Here is a 24,322-nt window from a genome sequence, read left to right as displayed (position 1 = left end):
AGGTAATGAGTCCTGACCCCACTGCAGCGGTGTCCGCGAGTGCCAAAGTGATCGATGCCAGCGGGCAGACGGCAGGCAGTCGTGTGACGCAGTGAGGAATGCCGGAGGGGCCCGGCTGACGACGTCAGGCCCCTCCTTTAGTAGCGGGGACAGGATTTGAACCTGCGACCTCTGGGTTATGAGCCCAGCGAGCTACCGAGCTGCTCCACCCCGCGTCGGTGGTGCCACTCTACAGGGCTCCAGAGGCAAGCGGGGGATGCCTCAGCCGCGGACGATGTTCTCGGCCCGGGGGGCCCTTCTGGCCCTGGGTGACGTCGAACGTAACCGTCTCGCCCTCCACCAGCTCACGGTACCCGCTGCCGGAAATATTGGAGTAGTGGGCGAACACGTCCGGTCCGCCACCGTCCTGGGCAATGAAACCGAAGCCCTTCTCGGAGTTGAACCACGTCACGGTGCCGCTGGCCATACTGCTGCGTCCTCCGATCTCGCCGGGCGTGCCGGCCGGGGTCAATAGCGACATCTTCCAACCGGGAAGATATCCGACGTCCCTTCTACCCCAGCAGCGGGGCCGCCGCTCGATCATTTCGTCCACGAGCCGGATGAGTTCTGTGCAATACGTCATGCACGGAGCGACCGGCCTGCCGCCGAGGGGTCCGAGCGACCCGCACAGCCAGCCCCTCTCACCACCGGTCGCCCCCCGATCAAGCTGACCGTCCCGGAGATCCGACACCTACTCACCGCCGTCTTCAACCCACCAGCCCTGTCAACGGTCAAGCTGCTGCACTGCCACGTGGTCCTGTGACCCAGCGGCTCCAGTCACCAGACGCTGTTCTGCGTGTCCGCGCAGCAAAATCCTCCTCCCGAAAATCGTCAAGCGGAAAGAAAAATAAGAATCCGAATCTAAATGAGCCCGAGAATCGTAAATTAAAGAGCTGTTCTGGATCTGCCGGGTGGACGGGCAGTACGCGCGCCCTTGTCGGGGCATGTCCTCAAGTGTCAGCATGCTCCTGCTGCCCCGATCTTTCTTCCACGACCCAGGCATGCTTCTGGTGTTGACCACATGGGGTGGCATTCGACAACAAGGAGGATGCGTGGATATTTATTACCTCGTCGAGCCGGAGGAGAGCAGCGACGGGTCGGGAGTTCGTCCCGATCGTATGCTGCGGCGCCAGGAAGCATCCTCGCTGAGCCGGGCCGGAGCGATGGAGCGGATCGCACTGCAAGAAGCCATCTCAATGGTCCGCCTGGGAGTAGGCGGACACGTGCGGATCCCGCACGAGAGAGATCTGGAGGACGTGGTGACCCGGGCTGTCGCCTGTGCGGAGATCATGGCGCTCGGCACACCGGTCACCATCGGGAAGAAGCTGGTCACAGCCGATCCCGAGCCGGGCAGTCCGCAGGATCGGGCCTTTGAAGCGACCCAGGAACGGCACCGGTTGCTGCCCCCGGCTGCTGGCGCTGAAGGGGGCGACGCGTATATCTCCCCTGGCTGGCCAACTGATGAAGAGTGCGCCCGCCTGGCACACAAGATCGTCCATGAGATGGGGTACTCCCAAGCGAATGTGGCCCGCATCTTCGAACTGGTCGACGGATACGAGCGACCCGCGATGTGGACCCGTCAGGGAATTAACAGGATTCTCTGGGAAGAGTGCGACGGGGAGAAATATCCTCGCTCTATTACAGGGAAAAGTCTGGTGATGAGTCACGCCGTGCGGGACGGCTGCATCTGCCTGGGGCATCTGTCAATGCGATGGCGGTGCTTGGCGATGAAGGCGCGGTGGCAGCTGCGCAGAAGTTCGACGCTTCCCTCGACGAGCCTCACCACGGCATTCTTCCCGTCGGCCCTCGGCACCCGGATCGAAGCCTGGCCTGGCTCCTGCGGCAGATCATGGACCTCGGCTGGTTCCACACCCTCTACGTAACCAGCCCCGGCGCGGTCTTCTCCACTCAAGCGCAGCGTCGGGTGGTGTACGACCTGGCCCTGTTCCGGGGCATGCAGGTGGTGGAGAACGGCACCCGGATCGACGTCGTGGACGGCAACCCTCACTACAACCGTCTTCTACGCGAAGGCACAGAACTGTTCGCTGCCCTCCGAGTTCGCGACAACGCCACCATCGTGGAGGAAACCCGATCCCTCGCTCGCGCCCGGAAGACCGCAGCCAGCCGGCGCAGCCAGGGCGATTCGCTTCGGAAGATTGCAGCCTACCTCGATGAAGAGGCCATCCCGACACCGAGCGGCATCGGAGCGTGGAGTCCCAGCGCCGTCAAGAAACAGCTGGACTCGGAGCAGGAAGCCGACCGATGAGCAACCCAGGCCGCACAGAACGCCAGCGCAGAGCACCGGAACGCCCCCGTCGCCAGGCTGGCGTCATGCTGTCCCCCCACGCCCAACACCGCTCTTCGAGCTCACCGACGCGCGGACGGGCCGGTGAAGACGCTGGTCGAGCTGTCGCTGGCGGTCGAGCACCGGCGCGGGCACGGGGCGATGTACGCGGCGTTGGACCGGGGCTGGGCGGAGCCGGCCCGGTTGCGGCGCGCGCTGGCGGGCCTGCCGCTGCCCAGGGCAGCCGACGGGCAGATCGTGCTGGCTGTGGACGTGAGCAACTGGTTCCGCCCCAACGCCCCAACGCCCCGACCAGCGAGGACCGGCTGTTCTGCCACGTCTACGGACGCGGTGCCCGCAGTTCCCCGCTGCAGCCACTCGTCGAGAGGCCGTCGGTGCCCAAGTCTCCCTCTGCGTTGGGGAACAGGGCGCGGACGCCAGCAAGGTCGATCTCGTGGTTTCCATACGGCTTGCCCAGGAGAGGAGAGGCGCCCTCCCGGCGCCGCCGAGCGAGAGGTGGTGTTCGGGTGGGGCAGTAGGAGAACCACCACTGACGGATTGGGAGCGTGGAAGCTGCCGGGCTGCTGAAGACAGCGCAGCGGCCACGTCAAGGGCACGGGCCAATCCGGGACTCCGCAGGGAGCAAATCGGCCGCGGCAAGTCGCGAGGCCAGCCTGTGGTGCGGGTCCGGCGGTCGGAGTTCGGTGACGCAATGCGTGGGCGGCGCTCGGGGTCGTCAGACCAGGAGCTTGCCTGTAATTGAGCGCCTGCAGCCGGTCCCACTGCCACGAAGGTGTGCCGGGAAGGAGCCCAGAACGCCTGCATGACGAAGGTGCGTACGGTCGCTGGGCCTGTCGTCCGGCTCACCTCGGACGGTACACCGGTGAGGTGGCCGCATAGCGGTCCCGGGCATCGGTGTTGGCGGTGCGCAGGGCGGCCAATTGGGCGTCGAGCCGCCGCTCGAACTCGGAAAGCCGGTTGTTCGCATGGGCCTGAGCCCATTCGAGGTAGAACGCCGCATTGGGAGAGTGCCCGTCGTGCAGGACGTCCACCGTGGCCGGTTGCGCGGCACGCGCGGTGTACAGGACCACTCGTACAACCTGCGGGGCGATTTGCTGCGGCTGAAAACCCAGCAACTCATCCGCCGGAATCGACCAGCGCTGCATGCGTCCGAAATAGGCAATCGTGCCGAGGCTCAGCACCATGGCACCGGCATCAACTGGGGAGAGTTGCTGCCGGTCGGCGAGTTGTCCAGCCTGGCCGGCACCGAGGGTAACCGCGGCCGGGCCGAGGGGGACGGTGACCGCACCGAAGAGGCCTCGGAGCAGGCCGGCGGTGGTCGTCATCGCCAGCAGGTTGGCGCCGCATATATGGAACGGCGGGTCGTTCTGCGGCCAGCCGTAGAGCATGGAGCGGGCGATGGAGACGGGAGAGCCGTCCGGCGCATAGGGGTCGGCCAACACGCGGGCGGTCGCCTCGGCGGCGGACTGCTCCCCGCGCAACTGGGCGAGCGATGTCTCCAAGGCCGCCTCCGGATGGCCGACCTGGTCGATGCGGCCGAAGTCGGGAAGCCAGTGGGTGATGCTGCACACCGGGCACGGCCGACCTGGTGTGAGGATGCCCGCCTGGCCGCAGCGGGCACAGTACAGCGGTCGGCCGACCTGGCTCATGACGTCACCGGTCCGACAACACGACGCTGCCGAGCACCATGTCGGCCCAGGTCTGTCGCTTGTTGTGCCACAGCGGCCACAGGTAGCCCACGGGGATGACGATGACGACCGCGGGGAGATAGTCGATGATGTGCAGCAAGTGGCGGCCGAAGGCCTGGCCGACCCCAAGGGGCTGCCCATCGTTCTCGCGGACGACACGGATGCCGACCACCCGCTTGCCGAGCCCCTGCCCAGTGCGTCCCTCGCCGACAACCTGATAGATCACATACCCGAAGAACCAGGCTATGCCGAGCAGCAGGAATAGCAGCACTCCGGCGCCGAGCGTCTGCGCCGAGGCAATACCGATGACGAACAGGATGAACGGCGGCACGATCGCAGTGAGGTAGTCGATGAGGAATGCGCCTGCCCGCTGTCCCCAGTTCGCCAGCGGCGGCCCGAACCAGGCCGTTGCGGTGAGGAATCCGCTGCCGGACGGTGGCTGCGGGGAGGTGGGAAAGCCGTACGCCGCGCCCCTGGGGGGAGGTACGTGCCACTGGCCGGAGGCCGGGCCGCCGTACGAGCCGACGCCGCCATATGCTCCGGGGCCCACGGAAGTGGCGGAGGGATCTGCTGCGTTGCCGGCACCGGCACCGAGGCCCTCACCGGGCTGGGTGCCGGCGTGAGGCGTGTACGCCCAGGGCGCCGGCACGGGAGCATCCGGCGGGGGGGCTGCCCTCCAAGGAGGTGGTGTCGCGTCGCCGCTGTCCTTGCTCAGACTCCACGGCCGGGGCGGAGCTACCGTACCCATGGGCGGCGCCTGTGCAGGAGGAGCGACCGGAGCCCCACAACCGGCGCAGAACCGGTCGTCGGCGCGGTGTGACGGCATTCCGCAAGCAGGGCAACGCAATCCGGACTCCGGGATCAATGGTTCGTGGCGCGCTGGGGGCCGCTGCCGTGTAGAAGGTGTGAAGATCCTCCCCGCTGTGTGGGGAGCAGTCAACCCGTGTTCAGCAACTTCAACCGACGGCCACAGGGACAGTGACGGCAGCCGACCCGACATGTCGAAGACCGGCGACGGCGCCGAGACGCGGTGGCTCCAGGATGGTGCCTCCCGGCTCCGCCTGCCAGCGACGAATGCCGCCACCTCCCATCACATCTCGGGGAACCCCAATCGCCGTGACAGAACCGCAAAGGTGCGACGTCAGGGAAACCGAGTTGGGATCACCTGCCGCGGCCAGACTCGTCGGCGCCTCTTCGAGTCAAGCACGCCCAGGGCTCCGGTAACGAGACCGACTGCCCTCCCGGCGGCGACCCCAGCGACGATCACGGCCGCCAAGCCTAGCGCCAGCCCGAATGCGAGGCCGCAGCGGGACAATCTGGGCTTGGGTTCGCTTCACCCTACGATCACATCGGTAAGCCCAGTTCCGCTGCCTGTAACGTCGCCCGACAAAACGCCTGGGCCGGCCCAGACATCAGGCCAACCGCCAACCCTTCGAGCATCCACCACTCAAGCTCCCTCTCTGTCTGCTCACGAGGCCGATCGCAAGCCCTCGGCAAGTCAACGGCCCCACCTCGACATGGGGCACCTCTCAGCGATCCCGCTCGCTCGGCTGTCGGGGCCGCTCGCCGACGGAAGCCGACGTGAGTGCCCCCTCCCGGCCTCCGGGAAGTGATCCCACGCTGCTGCCTGGGCCTCGTTGGGCACTTCGCCGCGCGGCCGAAGAACTTCCAGGTGGTGAGTGGATCCGTCGGAAGGGGCTTGGCATGCGGCGACCCATCATTTATCGTCATACTGACATTTACGGGGCAAGGAGGTCTGCATGGCTCTCAGCGACGTCCTGGGCGATATCGTCGCGCCCTTGAACACCGTGCTGTTCAACTTCGGTCGCGATGCGGTGACCTGGGCCGAGCTGCTCGGCTTCGCCACGGGCGCGGCCTGCGTCTGGCTGACCGTCAGGGCGAGGATCGCCAACTTTCCCGTCGGCATCGCCAATAACCTGTTCTTCCTGGTGCTGTTCTGGAGCGCCCGGCTGTACGCCGACGCCGTGCTGCAGGTCGTGTACCTGCTGCTGGCCGCGGCCGGCTGGTGGACCTGGCTGCGCGGCGGCGAGCGCCGCTCCGCCCGCCTGATGGGCCATGCCTCTGCGCGCACCGTCGTCGTCTTGCTGCTACTTGCCGTACCCGCGACCTGGGGCCTGACCGTGGTGTTGAGCGGCGCGCATGACATCGCACCGTTCTGGGACGCCCTGACCACCGCACTGTCGCTGGCCGCCCAGTGGCTACTCAACAGCAAGTCCTACGAGAACTGGTACTTCTGGATCGCTGCGGACGTGGTCTACATCCCGCTGTACTTCGCCAAGGTGCTCTACCTGACGAGCGTCGTCTACGTGCTCTTCCTGACGATGTGCCTGCTCGGAGCGCGCAGCTGGCGCCGGGAGCTGGCCGCTGGCCGGCCGACCGCCGCAGCGGCCCTGGTGCGCGCATGACGGCCGCCTTCGACCACGGGCTGGTCATCGGCAAGTTCTACCCCCCTCACGCCGGTCACCACTTCCTGGTGCGCACCGCGGCGGACAGCTGCCGTCGCGTCACAGTCGTGGTGATGGCAGCTGACGTGGAGTCGATACCGCTGACCACCCGGGTCGGCTGGCTGCGCGAGGCGTACACGGACCGCCCCCAGGTGGCCGTCGCCGGCGTCGTCGACAACCTCCCGGTGGACTACAGCAGCGACAGCCTCTGGACGGGGCACGTCGCTCTGATGCGTGAGGCGGTGGCCACCGCAGCGCATGCGGCCGTACCTGTGGACGCGGTGTTCACCTCAGAGCCGTACGGCGCCGAACTGGCGCGCCGGTTCAGCGCGGTGGACGTCCGCCTGGACGGTGCACGGGAGACGTTCGCCATCTCCGCTACCTCGGTCCGCAGCGACCCGGTGGCTGGCTGGGACCTACTGGAGCCGCCGGTGCGGGCCTGGTTCGCCCGGCGGGTGGTGGTGCTCGGCGCCGAGTCCACCGGCACCACCACGCTCTCCCGCGACCTGGCGCAGGCGCTGCGTGCCCGTGGCGGTCCGCATGCGCTCACCCGGTGGGTACCCGAGTACGGACGCGAATTGACCGTCGCCAAGCTCGCGGTGGCCCGGGCGCTGGCCGCCCGCCGCGGCTTTGCCGAGCCCACCGTTTTCGACCTTCAGTGGAGCGACGCCGACTTCGAGGCCGTCGCCGCCCGCCAATCGGCCGAGGAGGAACGCGCGGCCCGGACCGGCGGGCCTGTGCTGGTGTGCGACACCGACGCACTGGCCACCACCGTCTGGCAGGAGCGCTACGTCGGCCGAACCACCCAGGCCGTGCACACCCTCACCGACGCCATGCCGCCCAGGGCGCTGTATCTGCTGACCGACCATGAGGATGTGCCGTTTCACCACGACGGCCTGCGCGACGGCGAGGAGTTGCGGCCCTGGATGACCGAGCGGTTCCGCAAGGTGCTGTCCGGTCGCGGCGTGTCCTGGCGGGAGGTGCGCGGCGACCGTTCGATGCGACTGCGACTCGCACTGGAGGAAGTGGACCGGCTACTTGAAGAGGGCTGGCGGCTGGCCGCCCCGCTCGGCTGAGGGCGCCCGGCACTCGCCAACCAGGTCCGCTCACTGCTCCGCGAGTACTACCCCGCCGCCCTACCCGCCTTCCAGGGCAAGGAAGGCGGCTTGACCAGGGCAGACGCCCGAGATCCTCACCCTGGCCCCGACCCCGGCGAAGGCGGCACGGCTCACCCTCACCCAGATCCGGGCCGCCCTCAAACGCAGCGGACGCACCCGGTCCTTCGACACCGAGGCCGAACGCCTGCGGAGCGTCCTCCGCGCCGAGTACGCCCATCACCTCCCGGCCGTCGAGGCCGCCTTCGGCCAGCAGCTGCTGGCCCTGCTCAAGCAACTGGACGCCACCTGCCAGGCCGCGAACGACCTTGCCACGGCCACTGAAGCCGCCATCTACCAACACGCCGACAGCGAGATCCTGCTCAGCTTCCCCGGCCTCGGTCCCCAGCTCACAGCCCGCGTCCTTGCCGAGATCGGCGACGACCGGACCCCTTTCGCCGGACGCCCGAGCACTCAAGTCCTACGCCGACTCCGCCCCCATCACCCGCGCCTCCGGCAAGAAACGCTCCGTCGGCCGCCGCTTCGTCAAGAACAGCCGGCTCTTGCACGCCGGCTTCCTCTGGGCCTTCTCAGCCCTCCAGGCCTCGCCCGGAGCCAACGCCCACTACCGGCGCCCACGCGAGCACGGCGACTGGCACAACGCCGCCCAGCGCCACCTGCTCAACCGCTTCGTCGGACAGCTCCACCAATGCCTCCAGACGTGGCAGCACTTCGACGAACAACGCGCCTTCGCCCCGCTACCTCAAGTACCTGCGTGAGCCAGCCATCGGTCACAGGCGCTGTCAGTGCGCCCGTCTAGATTCACCGTGTGACTGAGCCCTCCTACCTTGCTGCGGTCCGGGAGTCATACGACATCGTGGCCGACGATTACGTCGCCCTCGTCAAGACGCCGTCTGAGCTGGACCCCCTCTCTCGCTCGATGCTGATCGCCTTCGCCGAGCTGGTGCAGGCATCTAACCGAGGACCGGTCGCAGACCTGGGCTGCGGACCCGGAAGAGTGACGGCGCACATGGCCGGACTCGGGGTTTCTGCATTCGGCATCGATGTGTCTCCAAAGATGATCGAACTGGCCCAAAGCGCTTATCCGGACCTGCGCTTCTCCGTGGGCTCCATGACCGCGCTGGAGATCAAAGACGACACGCTTGGCGGCATCCTGGCGTACTACTCCACCCACCACACACCTCCGGAGCTTCTGCCGGTCGTTTTCGCCGAGTTCCACCGCACCCTGGCACCCGGCGGACATCTCCTCCTCGCCGGCCACGTAGGCACCGGTGAGCACCGCCGTCCGACACACGGCTATGGCGGCCACCCCGTGTCCTACTACTGCAACGGTCTTTGGCCTGAGGGTTGGGCAGTTTCTGGTGGTGTGTGGCCGCGCCGTTTGTAGTGGCTGACGCGGGCTTGCTGCTGTCGCCGGCGGCGCCAGTAGGACCAGTGCAGGACGTGCTCGACGGGTGGTTGTCGGCGGTGGGTGAGGCGGGTGATTAGGCGTCGGAGTTCGGGGAGGGTGAGGGGGATGAGCGGGGAGGATCCGTTTCTGCTTTGTCCCTGTCCAGCTCGCGGGCGCGCAGGACGGTGAGGCAGGCGTGGGCGGCCATGGCGAGGGTGATGTGGCGGTGCCAGCCTGGGTAGCGGCGGACCTGGTAGTCGTCCAGGCCGCACTCCTGCTTCGCGCTCTGGAAACACTCCTCAACAGCCCATCGGCTGCCTGCAACACGGATCAGCTGGTCCAGTGTGGTCTCGGCGGGGCAGTAGGCGATGTAGTAGGAGATCTCCTCGGGCCGGCTGACACTGCGGCGGGCGATCACCCAGTGCCGACGGTCCTCGCGATGCCAGGGACGGACTTCGACGCGGGCCCAGTCGTAGACCCGCCGGCCGTGGGCGCCTTCGCCGCAGGAGCGGCGCTTCCACTTCTGCCGGGGCAGACCGGGAAACAGGTCGTGGACGGGATGGTCGATGGACCAGCGGGTGACGACGGTGTCGTGCCTCGTCGTGGCCATGACGTGGAAGACATCCGCCTGCTCGAGTTCGAACCGCCAGCCCTTACTGAAGCCGTAGGCGGCATCCGCGGTCACCCACCTGAACGGGATCCGGTCCGCGATCGCCTTGCGGACCATCTGCTTGGCCATGGCCACCTTCGTCTCGAAGGCGACCTCGTCGTCGATGCCTGCCCGTCGGCATCGCTCGCGGTCGTCCGTCCAGGACGTGGGCAGATACAACCGCCGGTCGATCAGTGTGCGTCCACGTCCCGTCGCGTAGGCGAGGAAGACCCCGATCTGGGAGTTCTCGGTGCGTCCTGCGGTGCCGGAGTACTGCCGCTGGACCCCGGCCGAACGGACACCCTTCTTCAGGAAGCCGGTGTCATCGACGATCAGGACGGCATCCCGGTCACCGAGGTTCTCGACGACGTAGTCACGCACGTCGTCCAGAACCTCGTCGGCGTCCCACTCGATCCGGTTCAGCAGCCGGTGCATGCGATCGGGGCCGCCATGACCGGCCTCCTCCGCCAGCGTCCAGCCGTTCTTCCGCTCCAGCGGCGCGATCAGCCCGCGCATATAGGCCAGCGCCGACTGACGCGGCTCCTCCCGGCTGAACCGGTGCACGAACCGCCCATGCACCGCTTCGAGCTCACCCGCCCACAACCTGACATCAGCAAGGTCCCCACCCATAACCAGACCAACGACCCAACTGGCCATCTGTCACGGCAAGCACCGTTGCAGTACTACGCGTCGTATCGGCTGCCCGCACACCAGCTCGCTGAGCTGCTGAACCAGGCCGGATTCACCATCACTGCTCAGTTGGTGCAGGAGCCCGACGAGAAACGGAACTGGAAGTTCGCAAGTTTCCTGGCCTACAAGCCGAATACCGAGGAGCCAGCTTGACTTCCTAGCCGCCTGAGCTTTCTCGGAAGCCTCGAATGCCGAGCCGGTCGCCCTCGCCTGCTCCAGCTTCGAGTGCTTCCCCGCGGTGCCCGTGCTCCACAGCCGCGATCTGGTGCACTGGACGCAGATCGGGAACGCGCTCGACCGCCCGGGGCAACTGCGGGTGCGTTCCTCCACGCCCTCCTCCGGCGGGATCTAGGCCCCCACCCTGCGCCACCACGACGGACGCTTCTGGCTGATCGTCACCCATGCCAGGGAGGGCGGCAACAACGTCGTCGTCACGGCCACCGGCCCGGCCGGGCCGTGGTCCGATCCGGTGCGGCTGGACTGCGTGCCCGGCATCGACCCCGACCTTGCCTGGGACGCGGACGGCACCTGCTGGTGCGCGTTCGCCGGGATCGCGCAGGTCCGCGTCGACCCGTGCACCGGACGGACGTACGGCGCGCCGCGCATGCTCGGGGCCGGCACCCCCCCGGCGCCAAGGCTCCGGAGGCGCCGCACCTGTATCGGCACCTACGTCGCCTTCGCCGTATGCTCCTCCCCTCCGGCCCGGTCACGCGGCCAGCGCGCGACCGGGCCGCCGGGCGTACGGTGTCGCAGCCTGCCGGCCTGCTCTCTCTAATCGCCGGACCGGCGGAGCGGGAGGACGTTGCCGGGGACAGGATGGTCTTGGCGGTCGGGCGGCCGGAGAATGAGGACGGCTGCCGCGAGGGCGATGCTCAACATGACTGAGCGCGCTGACAAGGCGTTGAATTTTATCCACTCCTGACCGGTATGCACGGGGAGACGTCAAGCAATGAGGTGGTGACCTCACCGGCTGTGGAAGATGCGGCTCCTCCCCCGTGATCAGCACCAGCCAACCGGCGACGTCGGCGGAGTACACGGGTCGAAAATTCAGCGCGCCCGCAGCCTCCAGCCGCGCGGTGACCTCCTCGGCTGGCTCGCCTTGCGGCAGGGCCACCGGCAACGGGTGCCCTGCCGCACTGACCAGGACCGCGAGTTCGGCGGCCAGGCCGACGATCGCACGGAGGTTCGCACCGCGTATCTGGTCAGGGGCGGGCAGGCGTTCGCCCGACCGGGGCACGGCACCGGGCCGCCCGGACGCAGCGCCAGCTCCTCTGCCCCGTGCGCCCACAGACCCCCTGTGTCGGCCGTGTCCACGGTGTACTCCCATGCCTCCGGCGCGGTGGTCCACTCCAGGGCCCAGCAGATAGACAGCCGTACAGGTCTTGCTTCTACTGCAGAATTTTGCGTGACATTCATCACCCACACTGGCCGTGATGTTCAAGAGCCGGAATCCGCTTTGCAAAGCGGGGGGAATGAAGGCCAAGTTCCTTCCGCTGCTGAGCGAAAGGACTGCAGCCCGATGGGCGAAACGGACAGACACGCGCCGCGCGCGAGTCAGATGCGGTCGTACGCGGCGGCCTTCGTCGCACGTGCCACCGCGCGAAGTCGGCTGCCGCTGGACTATTCGGAGCGCAGCTTGCGGCTTGTCGACTTCCTGATCGACGGGTTACGCAAGGGCGGGGCTGACGGGGAGCAGGCCCGCGATGCACTGTTCGGGCTCGGCGCGTACGTCGGTGAGGTCCTCGTGCGTCGTGCGGGAGCGACGTGGGCAGACTTCGACGCCGAACAGCGCGCCTACTTCGGGCAGCCGGTCGGCGTCCGGATGCCGGACAGCCGTGTCTGGAATCCTCTGGGAAAGGTCGTCAATCGCTTCGAAGACGGCACTCCCGAAGAGTCCCTGCGGCTCTTCTACCTGACATTGCACGGCCGGACTCGCCGAGTGTGCAAAGAGCCGGCTTCCTGACCGCGACCGCCGTGGCGTCCACGCTTCCGCGGGACGCCACGGCGCTGCCGTCTCCGTCTCATGGGGTGTGCGGTGGGGCAGCGCCTTACGGGGACAGCGTGTGCCCCAGGTGTGCTCCGACAAGTGTGCCCAGCGCACTACGGCGCAGGGCTCCGGTCCTGGCGAGTCCGAAGCCGGTGTCGTCGACCGGGGTGTAGAGCATGATGCCGTCACCGGTGCCTTCGCCCTCGGCTCCGAAGACGAGGCCGGCCCGCCCGTTGCCGGACAGGTCGGCCAGGGCGACCGCGGATCCGAAGCGGTCACCCTTCTCCGTCGAGTCGAGGACGCCGGGGGGCTCGCCTCCGCACTCGAGGGTGCCGCAGGCCGTGCCATTTCCCGGTGAATGTAAGGGCGCGAACGCCGCTTGAGCGGGACGCCGTCGAGGCGGCTACCGGGGATGGCGGTGGCCGTGGCGAGTCTCGTGCTGGTGGAGACGAGGGAACCGATGGTCAGGCAGCTCCGGCGTCCGTTACGGGGCGGTGGTGCGGTACGGGACGGGGTTAGCCCGCGGCCCGGTCGGCGGCCGTGGCCTGGTCGACGGTGGCACGCGGGCCGGGCAGTGATCCGGCGCAGGTGGCGCGGCCGAAGCCACCGCTCGTAGTGGCGCTCTGTACGTGCCGGCCACGCACGGCGAGCGTACAGCGGGCCTGGCCTCCCCTTTCGCCGAGGACGATGCTGACGATCGGGTCCTGTCCGAGGGGCACATCGACCGTCTTGCGCCAGGGCAGTGCGGCGGATTTGACGACGGTGGCCTTTGCGGAGCCGCTGCGGCCCTTATAGCTGATGTCGGCGGTGCCCGTGCCGGTCACCTCGTAGGTCACTGGAGCGGTGGCCACTGCGGGCTTCGGCTTGCCGGGTTCGGGTGTGAGGACGCCGTAGAGAAAGAGCCCGGTGCAGGCGGCGAGTATCGCGGCGCCCGCAACCACACCCGCGCGGTCAGGCCGACGGACGAAACTTCGTTTCGCCACCCCGGCAGCTGCGGTCGAATCGGTCACCCCGGACTCCCGGATGCCGTCACCCATTAATTCCCTCCGAAAATCGGTTGCACCTGTCCTAGCAGCGAAGTCGGGGCGGTTATACATCACTACCTCCCATCCGGTCCAGCGATCAGACATACCGGCCATAGCAGGCGCCATGTTTTGACGCTATTGAACCTGATGTTGCGCCAAGTGAACCAAAAATCCGATCGCTTGACACGGTGCCGGTCCTATGACTAAACCCTCAGGCCGCCACTGCGCTTTTCTTTGGCCGTGTTTCTGTCGGGCGGGGAAGTGCAGCGGATTTTAGTCATTTCCTGAGGGAAAGGTTTGGTGTGAGACCCAGATTGGGCAGGGCGCTGGCGTGCCTCGTGGTAGCGGCGGTGACGAGTTCACTGCTGCCGCAGGCCGCCTATGCTGCCGCGTCGGTTCCAGATGGTGACGGCAAAGGGTTTGTCGACACGGTCAAGGGTTGGTTCGGGGACGGCGGAAAGGACTTGGACAAGCCGCCCTCGCACAATGAGGCGGGCGTGGCCGAGCGGCAGAAGCTGCCGAAGGGCCGGAACGCGCCGAAGGCGAAGCGTGTCGGGGAGCTGGCGGGACGGCGTACGGCGAACGCCCGGTACTGGAAGCTGTCGGACGGCCGTGTACAGGCCGAGGTGTCGGTGGTGCCGACCTCGTACCGTGCCGGGAAGTCGTGGCAGGGCATCGACCCGAAGGTCGGGAAGTCCGCGCGCAAGGGCTTCGAGTTCGCCAACACCACCAATGCCACGCGCAGCTGGTTCGGTGACAGTGCGCGCGAACTGGTGCGGGTGGAGTCCGCCGACGGTCATGCGGTGACCGTGGGACTGGAAGGCGCGGGCAAGACGCTCAAGCCGGTGGCCAAGGAAAACACCGTCACCTACCGAGACGCGGTCGCGGGTGCGGACCTGTCGTACGAGGTGGGTCCCGGCCGGGTGAAGGAGAACATCACCCTGGCCGAACGCCCTACCGGACCGGTGTCGTTCGCGTTCACGCTGGACACGGACGGGCTGACGCCGAAGGCGGCCAAGGACGGTTCGGTCGCCTTCTACGGTGAGGCGCCACAGCCGGTGCTGGTGATCCCGGCGCCGTTCATGACGGACGCGAGGAAGGACGCCCGGTCGCCGTACGGCTTCACCTACAGCACAGCCGTCGGGCAGAAGCTGTCCCGGGACGGCCGGGGTTGGAAGCTGACCGTGACTCCGGACGCGAAGTGGCTGGCGGCGAAGGAGCGGCAGTATCCGGTCACGGTGGACCCGACGATCGCGATCGCGCCGACGCCGAGTCAGGCGCAGGACGTGATGATCTCCTCGGACGGGCCGGACACGAACTATGACGACAACTGGCGGCTGTCGGTCGGCAACACGAGCACCGGCTCCTCCCGGGCCCTGCTGAGGTTCCCGCTGCCGGATGTTCCGGCCGGGACAAAGCTGGATTCGGCCGATCTGAACCTGTATTACGACCAGACGCACACCGCCGGTGACACCGAGGTGCAGCTGGAGGCGCACCGGGCCACCGCAGCATGGAGCGAGTCGAAGGCGACGTGGAACAGCGCCAAGGACATGACCGGCGAGCTGTCGGGCACCTCCGTCCTGGTCGACGACGGTGATCCGGGCACGACGGCGGCCAAGGGCTCCTGGCCCGCATCCGGCAACACCGACTACACCCAGTACGCGGTCAACCAGGACTACCTGTACAACAAGGACACGGTGGCCGGAGACACCTACACCTGGCAGCCGAGCCTGCCGGAGGACGGTGACTACCAGGTCGAGGCGCACTACGTACCGGCCTCGGACCGGGCCGGCAACGCGCCCTACACCGTCACGTACAGCGGCGGCAGCAAGACGTACGGCGTCGACCAGCAGGCCGGTTCCGGCGGGCGGTGGAAGACGCTGGGCACCCACTCCTTCAAGGCCGGCACGGCCGGTAAGGTGGTCCTTGGAGACGGTCCGGCCTCGGCGAGCACCGCGGTGGTCGCGGACGCGGTGCGCTTCACCAAGGGCGGTGTCGTCACCAAGCAGCCGAACCAGGTCGACGTCTGGCACTCGTTCCCGGTGACGAAGACGGTCCAGTCGTGGATCGACGGCATCAACCCGAACTACGGGTTCGTGGTGAAAGCAGGTGACGAGTCCGCGAGCGCGCCCAAGGGCGGTCCGCGCTACGAGGGAAGCGAGTTCGCCTACGGGGACGAGACGGCGAACTACCCCCGCCTGGTACTGACCTACGGCCGGCCGGGTGTAGAGCTGAACGCCCCGACGACGATCCACGACACCGGCGCGGAGCTGAACTGGTCGGCCTACACGGACCCGTCCCCCGCCGGCGGTGACGACATCGTCGAGTACCAGGTGCACCGCTCGGTGTTCCAAACGTTCACCCCGTCGGCCGCCACACTGGTCGCGCCGGTCGCGTCTGGCACGACCGCCTACACCGACACCTCGGCGACCCCGACACCGGCGGACAGCGCCGACCCGTTCGGGCGGGCGTACTACTACATGGTCGCCGTCAAGACCAAGGACGGCACGGTGATACCCGCGCCGACGCAGCTGGTGCGGCTGCCGAAGGCGGGCCGCACCGTCAAGGTCGTCGAAGCCGCGCAGGACACCACACTGTCATCGGCGGAGCCGAACACGGCCCACGACACGATCACCGACGGGGCACCCCAGAACTGGCTCACCGTCGGCAACAACTCGGCCACCTACGGCACCACCCGTGCGGCCCTGAAGTTCCCCGCCCTCGGCATTCCGGCCACCGGCCGGGTCCTGGACGCGACCTTGCGTCTGTGGGCCACACAGACCACCACAGACGCCAGCGGTACAGTCTATGAACTGCGCTCCCTGAAGCGCGACTTCGACGAGACCGCCACTTGGAACAAGGCGAGCTCCACCACCAGCTGGACCACACCCGGCGGTGACACCGGCACAACCGTCGCGGACACGGTCGCCGGGGTGACCAACGACCCCGCACGCCACGACTGGAACGCCACTTCCCTCGTGCAGGGCTGGGTCACCGCACCGGGTGGCGACCAAGGCGTGCTGATCAAGACACAGAACGAGTCGGCCCAGCAGGAACGCACCGTCTTCCTGTCGACGGAGGCGCCCGAGAAGCGGCTGCACCCGCGGATGGTCGTCACCTACATCGACTCCACCACCGACTCGACGTACTACGCACCCGGCACTCCGGCGCGGATGACGCCGAACTCCGACTACACCGTCGACTTCACCCTCACCAACACCACCAACACCGTCTGGAAAGCCGCCGACCAGGTGCTGGCCTACACCTGGAAACTGCCCGACGGCACCGACGTCACGAACGGCGGCAACCAGGTCCAGACCGCGCTGCCCAAGGACGTCGTCCCCGGTGACACCGTCACCCTGCACGCACAGGTCAAGACCCCCATCAACTCGGCCAGCGGCAACAAGCGCACCGACTACGTCCTGACCTGGGACGTGTACGACAAGACGGCCGGGACCTGGCTGTCCGCCGGCAGCGGCGGCATACCCGGCCTGAAGCAGAACGTGGCGGTCGAGGACCCGACCTCCAACACTCTCGGGCTGGAGAAGTTCTACTCCTACACCGGCAAGAACACCGGAGCCGGCTCGACAGTGATGAACAACCTCGCCTCCGGCAACAGCGTCTGGTCCTACAACGCCTTCACCAATCCCGGACGCGGCCTGACCACGTTCGCCCGCTTCTCGTACAACTCCCTGGACACCTCCGACACCGTCCTCGGCGCCGGCTGGTCCGGACAGGCCGCCGGACCCATCCGCCTTGGCGCACCGCTGGACTTCCACCCCAACCCCCACCCCACCGAGATCCGCCTGCCCGACGGTGACGGCACCACCCACGTCTTCACCAAGAAGGACGACGGCACCTGGAAGGCCCCCGCCGGCGTTCACTACCAAGTCACCGAGAAACCCGGCCTGGACTGCACACCCAACAAGGACCCCATCCCCGACGCCTGGGCCCTGCTACGCCCGGACGGCACACGCTTCTTCTTCGGCTGCGACGGCTACCTGACCTCGACGGTCGACAAGAACGGCAACACACAGACGTACACCTATGAGGAACGCAAGTCCAACAACAAGCCGACGAAGTTCCTCGTCTACATCACCGACCCGGCCGGCCGCCAGTCGCTGAGCGTCGACTACTACACCAAAGCCGACACCAAGACCCCGCAGATCATCGACCACGTCAAGTCGATGACCGACATCTCAGGCCGCAAGCTCGCCTTCAAGTACTCCGACAAGGGCCTGCTGACCGAGCTCACCGACGGCGCCGGGTCCGCCCAGCCGAAGGTCTTCGCCTTCACCTACGACGCCACCCAGGGCAACAAGAACGTCAAGCTGGTCACCGTCACCGACCCGCGCGGCCACGACACCAGGCTCGACTACTACGCGCCCAAGGACGGCGACGACCCCAAGTACCACTGGTGGACCAAGACGATCACCGACCGTCTCCAGGGCACCACGGGGTTCGCCTATGCGGTCGACACGGCGAACACGAAGTTCACCGACACCACCGTCACCGACGCCGAGTCGCACGCCACGAAGTATGTCACCGACGACTTCGGCCGCCCGGTGCAGACGGTGAACGCTAAGTCGCAGACCATCAAGATGAGCTGGGACACCGACAACAACGTCACCTACCTGGAGGAGGACAACGGCGCGAAGACCGCGTACTGCTACGAACCCAAGACGGGCTACCCACTCTGGCAGCGCGACGCGGAGAACAACAGGGCAGGTGTCCCGGACCAGACGTCCACCTGTGTCACGGACGCGTCCAAGTGGCCGGCCAACGCGGCGAAGTACGAGTACCAGACCCGCGCGGACGGCTACGCCGCCGACCTGTTCCGCAAGACCTCCCCGGAGGGGCGGGCCTGGCAGTTCGGCTACGACACCTTCGGCAACCTGAAGACGGTCACCGACCCCAAGGGTGTCGCCACGGCGACCGCCGGTGACTACACCACGACCTACGAGTACAACTCCTACGGCGAGCAGACCAAGACGACCGACGCCAACGGAAACACCTCCACCAACGACGAGTTCGGGCCGACCGGATTCCCGACCGTCATGCGGGACGCGCTGCAAAAGGAGACGAAGTTCGTCTACGACGAGCGCGGCCAGGTCCTTCAGGTCACGGACGCGTTGCAGCACACGACCACGCAGACGTACGACACCTTCGGTCGCCCGCTGGTCCAGACGGTGCCAAAGGACCAGGCGAAGGGTGACCTGATCACCACGCCGGCCCCGGAGTACGACAAGAACGACAACGTCGTCAAGTCGACCGCCCCCGACGGAGCCGTCTCCGAAGCGGTGTACGACGAGGCCGACCAGATCGTCTCGGGGACCGCGCCGAAGGACACCGCGACCTCAGGCGAGCGGCGTACCTCCTACACCTACGACAGGGTCGGTAACCTGCTGACCACGACCGAGCCGAGGGGCAATCTCACCACCGAAGCAGGCGACTTCGTCACCACCAACCACTACGACGAGATCTACCAGGTCACCTCGGTCGCCAATTCGGCCGGAGACGCGATCAGTTACCGATATGACGACGACGGCAACGTCGTGATGGTCATGGACCCGAAGAAGTCCGCCTCCGCCGATCCGGACGACTTCACCACCAAGTCCGTCTACGACCTCGACCACCGTGTCATCAGCACCACGGACGCGGCGGGGAATACGTCGAAGCAGGAGTACGACAAGGACTCCAACGTCGTCGCCTCCACCGACCCAGCCGGCAACACCACGCACATCACGTACGACGAGCGTGGCAAACAGACCGAGGTCAAGACTCCGCACGACGGCAGCGGCGACTCGGTGACCTATCGGACGACGCGATTCGAGTACGACCAGGTCGGCAACACCACCAAGGTGATCACCCCGAGGGCCGTGGCCGCCGGGAGCACCGAGGCGTTCACCCAGCGCACCCAGTACGACGCGCTGAACCGGCCGGTCAAGAAGTACCAGCCCTACGACCCGGCCGACGCACGCTACAACGACCCGAACGTCTACACGCAGACCGAGTATGACGAGATCGGGCGGGTGAAGTGGACTTCGCTGCCGCCGTCGGAAGGCCAGACGGTCCGTAACAAGACGACGAACGAGTACTTCGACAACGGCTGGGTGAAGTCGTCGAAGGACCCGTGGGACATCACGACGACCTACGACTATAACGACCTCGGCCAGCAGACGACCAGGACGCTGACACCCGGTGGAGAGGTGCCCTCGCCGGACAACACGTCATCCAACCGCACGATGACGTGGGACTACTACCCCGACGGCAAGCTGAAGTCCAAAGCGGACGACGGTGTGCCGGCCGGCTGGAACACGGTCCTGGTCGACAACTCGGACACTCAGAACACCAAGGCCACAGGCATCTGGACGAAGAAGGACACCGAGAGCCAACAGGGCTACGACCACGCCGAGCACGCCGCGGGCACCGGGACGGACGCCTTCACCTGGACGCTGAACGTTCCCGCCGACGGCAGCTACAAGGCGTACGTGAAGTACCCGGCGGTGACCGGCGCGGCAACGTCCGCGAGTTACACGCTTGCTCATGGCACCGCCACGGAGCCCGCGGTCACCAAGAACCAGACCCAGGGCGCGGGCACGTGGGTGTCACTCGGCTCCTACACCCTGAAGCAGGGGGAGGACGCGTCGCTGAAGCTCGGCGTCTCGAGCACCGGCACCGTGGTCGCCGACGGGGTGAAGCTGGTCCGCGACAACTCCGTCGACGCCGGCAATGACAAGGAGAAGAAGAACTTCACCTACACCTACGACGTCAACGGCAACCTCACCGAAATCGACGACACCTCGTCGAACACGAAGGTCGACGCCTACACGGTCGCCTACACCGGACTCAACCAGGTCCAGAAGGTCACCGAGGCGCTCGCGGGTGAGGACAAGGAAGTGACGTCGTACACGTACGACGCCAACGGCCAGCCCCTGACCGTCACCCACCCCGACCAGAACTCGCTCTACGAGTACGACCTGCGCAATCAGGTCGCCAAGATCACGGTCACCGACAAGGGCGGGGACCCGAAGGTCACCCAGTACACCTACACCGACCTCGGGCAGAAGCTGAAGGAGACCAAGGACAACGGCAACACCGTCGACTACAGCTACTTCGCCGACGGCCCCGTCAAGTCGACGACGGAGAACAAGCCGAACGGCGTGCTCGTCTCCTCGCACACCTACGCCTACGACGCCAACGGCAACAAGGCGCAGGACGTCACGAAGAAGATGAACGCCGACAACCACTCGGCGTACCTGTCCTCGACGACCGACTACACCTACGACCCGGCCGACCGGCTCTCTCAGTCCGTCAAGACAGGCAACGGCGCCACGACCGAGAAGTACGTCCACGACGACAATGCCAACGTCATCAGCCAGACGGTCAAGGACGTCACCACCACCTACACCTACGACCGCAACCGGCTCCTCACGGCGGCCACAGGTAGCGCGACGGCGAACTACAACTACGACCCCTTCGGCCGCCAGCAGTCCACCATCTCGGACGGAAAGGTCATCGGGCGCACCACCTACGACGGCTTCGACCATGTCGCCAAGTCCGAGAACATGGGCACCGGCGGCTCGTTGAAGGCGACGACGTACACGTACGACCCGCTCGACCGCACCGCGTCGGAGACCGCCGACGGCAAGACCACGGACTACAACTACCTGGGCCTCTCCAGCGAGGTGCTCGGGGAGGATGTCGCCGGCGAGCTCACAAAGTCCTACCAGTACAGCCCGTGGGGTTCACGCCTTTCCCAGGTCAAGCACAACGACGACGGCACCACGGAGGACGGCTACTACGGCTACAACTCCCACACCGACGTCGAGACCCTGACCGACGACAGCGGTGACACCAAGGCCACCTACGGCTACACCGCCTACGGCTCCGACGACAAATCCGAGTTCACCGGCATCGACAAGCCCGAGGCCACCGACCCGACGAAGGAGGAGTACAACCCCTACCGCTTCAACTCCAAGCGGTGGGATGCCAAGTCCGGCACCTACGACATGGGCTTCCGCAACTACGATCCGGGCCTCAACCGCTTCACCACCCGGGACTCGTACAACGGAGCGCTCGCCGATATGGGCCTTGGCACCGACCCGTACACCGGCAACCGGTACGCCTTCGGCAGCGGCAACCCGATCAGTGCGGTGGAGTTCGACGGCCACCTGTTCGGGCCAATCGGGGACGCTGTCAGCAGCCTCGGAAGCGTCCTGGAAGACGGTGCCGCATCTCTGGAAGGTGCTCTGTCGGGCGCTGCCGACTCGGCGGCCTCAGGTATCGCCGAAGCCGCGTCGGGCGGGGGCAGCCTGCTCAGTCGGCTGTCTCCCTGGGGCATCGCGGTATCCGTCTTCGCATGGGCGTCCCAGCCCACGGCCACCGCGCCCGGCGGCTACTCGTCGGCGCCAGGAGCCAGGCCCGACTATGACAAGGGCCTACTGCTCACTCCCAAGACGAAGAACGAGTGGCAGCCTGGCACCGACATGTACCCCTTCACCCAGCAGGACTGCGGCAAGGGGCAGAGCATGGTGTACTACATGCCTCTTGACGGCCTGGGGCGTGCTCAGGGCGTGGATGCCTGTCTGAGCCCTGGAGGTTTTAATTACTTCAAGGGCAAGGACGCGGACGGTGTGGAGAAGTTCCCCGGGGTCCAGTCTGAGATCTGGGGAACCAGCACCTCCTGGCCGCCTTCCTACGCGCCGGACGATCGAGTCGCCGGGTACTACAGTGCTGAGGAAGCCCGAAAGACCGGAAAGGCGGCGGTCAACCGTGGCCACCTCCTGGCCAAATCGCTCGGAGGCAGCGGAACGGACCGAAGGAATTTGGTCACCCTGTACCGGAACGCGAACAGTCCGGTGATGAGCAACTTCGAGGACGAGATCGCGGGACGCCTCGCGGTCGGCGAGACGGTCTGGTATTCGGCGCGCGCCCACTATGAGGGGGACGACCCCATCCCGGTGAGTGTCTCTATATACTGGGCGAGCTCGACCGGTGAAACTGGAGGCTTCCCAGTTCCAAACGTCCCATGACGTTGACGGGTTGACTTCGGCCCTGAAGCAGTGGCCTGTCTCCGGGGGCTCGGCCCCCGGAGACAGGCCACTTCAACCTCCCCCCTTCTGTTTCGGAAAGGCGTATTCAATGGAATGGGTAAACAGGATCGCTCAGCTTGCCGGGCATGAGCCGCTTGACCTGGACAGCGATTGGGGAACCGTCGAGCAGGAGATTGGTGCGACGCTCCCGGCGGACTTCAAACAACTGGTGGACACTTTTGGCATGGGGGTGTTCGGCGAGTACCTTTACCCCCTCGGAGACACATCGGGAGAATTTAGCGTTTCCGGCAACTTGTCCATGCTCAGGCAGACCCTGAGTCGCCACCCGGACGCGGTCAGCGTCTATCGCCCCTACGCGGTATTTGAACCCGGCAAGGAAGGACTGCTTTCGTGGGCTCAGTCCACGGCGGAGGAAGCCGAGTTCTACTGGCTTGCTCAGAACAGGAAGGATTCGGACCGATGGCCGATCGTGGCACGCGTCGATTCGACCGACGATTGGCATCGTTTCGAGATGCCCGTGTCCGAATTCATTTTCCGGATGCTGACCGATGACAGTGTCCACCCGTTCGGTGTTCCGACGGATCTGGGGTTGCCCCCGTTCAGGGCCTGGTGACATCGATGAGGCACGGGCCTCCGCGCGGTCCTGAGCATTTCCGGCGTCCCGTGCCTCCGGTGCAGGTCACTCACGCGGCACATGGTACCAATGGCGACGCTCGCGCAGATCAAGGCCCTGTTGGGGAACCTCGGGGAAACTGGTCCGATCCGGCTCCATGGGAGGAGCCCTCTGATGTTCGAGCCATCCGCGCACACCCGGCCCGCGACGCCTCAACACCCCATCACGAAGTGCTGCTGGAGGCCGTTCCTGCGCCTGGGGATGCGACGAAACCGAAGTCGCAGGTGCCGGCGTGGCGCCAAGGGCTGGCCTGGTCGGCGCTGTCGGCCGATTATCAGCGCATCCTCAAGACACTCACGGACCGGGCCCGGCTCCATCAAGGGCCGTTGACCTGCCAGGAGATGGCCGCCACGTTCGGCATGGACGTGGTGCCGGCGCGGGTGGAGGCACTGCGGTCGAAGGCGAAACGCCTGGTTGCCCGCGGCTGGCTGGCCGAGCAGCAGCCGGGCCGGTTCACCCTCGCGGCAGGCGTGACCGGGCCAGGCGACGGGTCATGAGCAGGGTCATCGACCAGTAGACCATCGCCTCCGCGCTGGTGGTGCGGCGCTCGAAATCGCGCACCAGGCGGCGGCTCTTCGCATCAGGTGGGCGAAGAGGCGCTCGACGATCCACCGCTTGGGCAGCACCACGAACCCTCGTCGGTCGTCGCTGCGTTTGACGATCACCAGGACGAGGGCGAACGTGGCCAGGCAGTACTCGACGAGGCTTCCGGTGTAGCCGCCGTCGGCCCAGACGAGGGCCAGGCGGTGGTGTGCGCCTGCCACCTGCTCAAGCAGGACCTGGGCAGCGGTGCGGCCGCCGACATCTGCGGCGGTGACCATCACGCCCAGCAGCAGGCCGAGGGTGTCGACCACGACGTGCCGTTTGCGGCCGTTAATGAGCTTGCCGCCGTCGAAGCCGCGGCTGTCCGCGCCGACGACGGCGTCCGCCTTGACGGACTGCGAGTCGATCACTGCGGCCGTCGGCTGCGCGTCGCGCCCCAGTTCCTCGCGGACCCTCGCGCGCAACCGGTCGTGGAACTCCTTGACCAGCGCGTTGTCGCGCCAGCGGCGGAAGAATGCGTAGATGCGGTCCCACGGCGGGAAGTCGGCAGGCATCGCTCGCCACTTGATCCCGTTGTCCACGAGATACCGGATCGCATCAAGCATGCAATGCCACGAAGTTAAGGCTCAGTTGACGTTGTCAAGCACGACCGCGACGTGAGACGGGCCTCTGCTATCCAGGGGATCGACCAAGATCT

14 protein-coding genes, 1 tRNA gene and 5 pseudogenes are annotated in these 24,322 nt (G+C 66.8%); 13 read left to right on the top strand and 7 right to left on the bottom strand.

Features of this window, described 5'->3' with window-relative positions:
* Positions 1-141 precede the first annotated feature (141 nt).
* Positions 142-215 (bottom strand) — tRNA-Met (locus tag ACFQ9Z_RS38600).
* Between the two features lie 46 nt (positions 216-261).
* Positions 262-466: pseudogene (locus ACFQ9Z_RS38595) on the bottom strand (cold-shock protein).
* Between the two features lie 625 nt (positions 467-1,091).
* On the opposite strand from ACFQ9Z_RS38595, the gene ACFQ9Z_RS38590 reads away from it, so the two are divergent.
* The 3 genes and pseudogenes from ACFQ9Z_RS38590 to ACFQ9Z_RS38580 form a co-directional block, all read left to right on the top strand.
* The gene (locus ACFQ9Z_RS38590) at positions 1,092-1,922 is read left to right on the top strand and encodes a hypothetical protein (protein WP_383031491.1); all 831 of its coding nucleotides are present in this window, start codon (positions 1,092-1,094) and stop codon (positions 1,920-1,922) included.
* Positions 1,889-2,305, top strand: a complete 417-nt coding sequence (locus tag ACFQ9Z_RS38585) for a recombinase family protein (RefSeq protein ID WP_383031486.1) — start codon at positions 1,889-1,891, stop codon at positions 2,303-2,305. Before ACFQ9Z_RS38590 ends, ACFQ9Z_RS38585 begins: the two co-directional genes overlap by 34 nt.
* Before the next feature lie 111 nt (positions 2,306-2,416).
* A pseudogene (locus ACFQ9Z_RS38580) lies at positions 2,417-2,688 on the top strand (transposase); the annotation flags it as partial.
* 498 nt (positions 2,689-3,186) lie between these two features.
* On the opposite strand, the gene ACFQ9Z_RS38575 reads toward ACFQ9Z_RS38580, so the two are convergent.
* Together ACFQ9Z_RS38575 and ACFQ9Z_RS38570 are read right to left on the bottom strand one after the other, a co-directional pair.
* Positions 3,187-3,993, bottom strand: coding sequence for a hypothetical protein (locus tag ACFQ9Z_RS38575; protein ID WP_383031483.1), 807 nt, complete (start codon positions 3,991-3,993; stop codon positions 3,187-3,189).
* A gap of 4 nt (positions 3,994-3,997) precedes the next feature.
* Positions 3,998-4,582 carry an RDD family protein gene (locus tag ACFQ9Z_RS38570; RefSeq protein WP_383031480.1) on the bottom strand — a complete coding sequence of 195 codons (585 nt, stop codon included), beginning with the start codon at positions 4,580-4,582 and terminating at the stop codon, positions 3,998-4,000.
* Positions 4,583-5,792: 1,210 nt separating this feature from the next.
* Between ACFQ9Z_RS38570 and pnuC the strand changes: the two genes are divergently transcribed.
* The 4 genes and pseudogenes from pnuC (at position 5,793) to ACFQ9Z_RS38550 (ending at position 8,999) form a co-directional block, all read left to right on the top strand.
* A complete protein-coding gene (pnuC, locus tag ACFQ9Z_RS38565) occupies positions 5,793-6,458 on the top strand; it encodes a nicotinamide riboside transporter PnuC (RefSeq protein WP_383031478.1) in 666 nt (221 codons plus the stop codon).
* Positions 6,455-7,573 (top strand): AAA family ATPase, encoded by a 1,119-nt coding sequence (locus ACFQ9Z_RS38560; protein ID WP_383031475.1) that lies wholly within the window; start codon positions 6,455-6,457, stop codon positions 7,571-7,573. The genes pnuC and ACFQ9Z_RS38560 overlap by 4 nt, the downstream gene beginning before the upstream one ends.
* Before the next feature lie 3 nt (positions 7,574-7,576).
* A pseudogene (locus ACFQ9Z_RS38555) lies at positions 7,577-8,370 on the top strand (transposase); the annotation flags it as partial.
* A gap of 50 nt (positions 8,371-8,420) precedes the next feature.
* Positions 8,421-8,999, top strand: a complete 579-nt coding sequence (locus ACFQ9Z_RS38550) for a class I SAM-dependent methyltransferase (RefSeq protein ID WP_383031472.1) — start codon at positions 8,421-8,423, stop codon at positions 8,997-8,999.
* Positions 9,000-9,096: 97 nt separating this feature from the next.
* On the opposite strand, the gene ACFQ9Z_RS38545 is transcribed toward ACFQ9Z_RS38550, so the two are convergent.
* Entirely contained in the window at positions 9,097-10,281 is a 1,185-nt protein-coding gene (locus ACFQ9Z_RS38545) for an IS701 family transposase (RefSeq protein ID WP_383031469.1), read from the bottom strand.
* On the opposite strand from ACFQ9Z_RS38545, the gene ACFQ9Z_RS38540 reads away from it, so the two are divergent.
* The 3 genes and pseudogenes from ACFQ9Z_RS38540 to ACFQ9Z_RS38530 all read left to right on the top strand — a co-directional run bounded on the left by ACFQ9Z_RS38540 (position 10,225) and on the right by ACFQ9Z_RS38530 (position 12,304).
* The gene (locus ACFQ9Z_RS38540) at positions 10,225-10,494 is read left to right on the top strand and encodes a hypothetical protein (protein WP_383031520.1); all 270 of its coding nucleotides are present in this window, start codon (positions 10,225-10,227) and stop codon (positions 10,492-10,494) included. The genes ACFQ9Z_RS38545 and ACFQ9Z_RS38540 overlap by 57 nt on opposite strands.
* Before the next feature lie 52 nt (positions 10,495-10,546).
* Positions 10,547-11,004, top strand: a pseudogene (locus ACFQ9Z_RS38535) (family 43 glycosylhydrolase); the annotation flags it as partial.
* A gap of 856 nt (positions 11,005-11,860) precedes the next feature.
* On the top strand, positions 11,861-12,304 hold the full coding sequence (locus ACFQ9Z_RS38530; RefSeq protein ID WP_360674959.1) for a hypothetical protein: 444 nt from the start codon (positions 11,861-11,863) through the stop codon (positions 12,302-12,304).
* Between the two features lie 539 nt (positions 12,305-12,843).
* Here the strand turns inward: ACFQ9Z_RS38530 and ACFQ9Z_RS38525 are convergent.
* Positions 12,844-13,458: a hypothetical protein gene (locus ACFQ9Z_RS38525; RefSeq protein ID WP_383031465.1), complete on the bottom strand. Its 615-nt coding sequence runs from the start codon at positions 13,456-13,458 to the stop codon at positions 12,844-12,846.
* A gap of 1,184 nt (positions 13,459-14,642) precedes the next feature.
* Between ACFQ9Z_RS38525 and ACFQ9Z_RS38520 the strand changes: the two genes are divergently transcribed.
* From ACFQ9Z_RS38520 to ACFQ9Z_RS38510, 3 genes and pseudogenes are all read left to right on the top strand, one after another.
* Positions 14,643-22,388, top strand: a complete 7,746-nt coding sequence (locus ACFQ9Z_RS38520; RefSeq protein ID WP_383031514.1) for a DNRLRE domain-containing protein — start codon at positions 14,643-14,645, stop codon at positions 22,386-22,388.
* A 109-nt stretch (positions 22,389-22,497) separates the two neighbouring features.
* Positions 22,498-23,022: a hypothetical protein gene (locus ACFQ9Z_RS38515; protein ID WP_383031462.1), complete on the top strand. Its 525-nt coding sequence runs from the start codon at positions 22,498-22,500 to the stop codon at positions 23,020-23,022.
* A 263-nt stretch (positions 23,023-23,285) separates the two neighbouring features.
* Positions 23,286-23,579 (top strand): annotated as a pseudogene (locus tag ACFQ9Z_RS38510) (hypothetical protein); the annotation flags it as partial.
* A gap of 6 nt (positions 23,580-23,585) precedes the next feature.
* Here the strand turns inward: ACFQ9Z_RS38510 and ACFQ9Z_RS38505 are convergent.
* Positions 23,586-24,230, bottom strand: coding sequence for an IS5 family transposase (locus ACFQ9Z_RS38505; RefSeq protein WP_383031459.1), 645 nt, complete (start codon positions 24,228-24,230; stop codon positions 23,586-23,588).
* Positions 24,231-24,322: the final 92 nt, after the last annotated feature.

This window comes from Streptomyces sp. NPDC056580 (assembly GCF_042793175.1).
Classification (GTDB): Bacteria; Actinomycetota; Actinomycetes; order Streptomycetales; family Streptomycetaceae; genus Streptomyces.
This window is presented reverse-complemented; position numbering and strand designations above follow the sequence as displayed.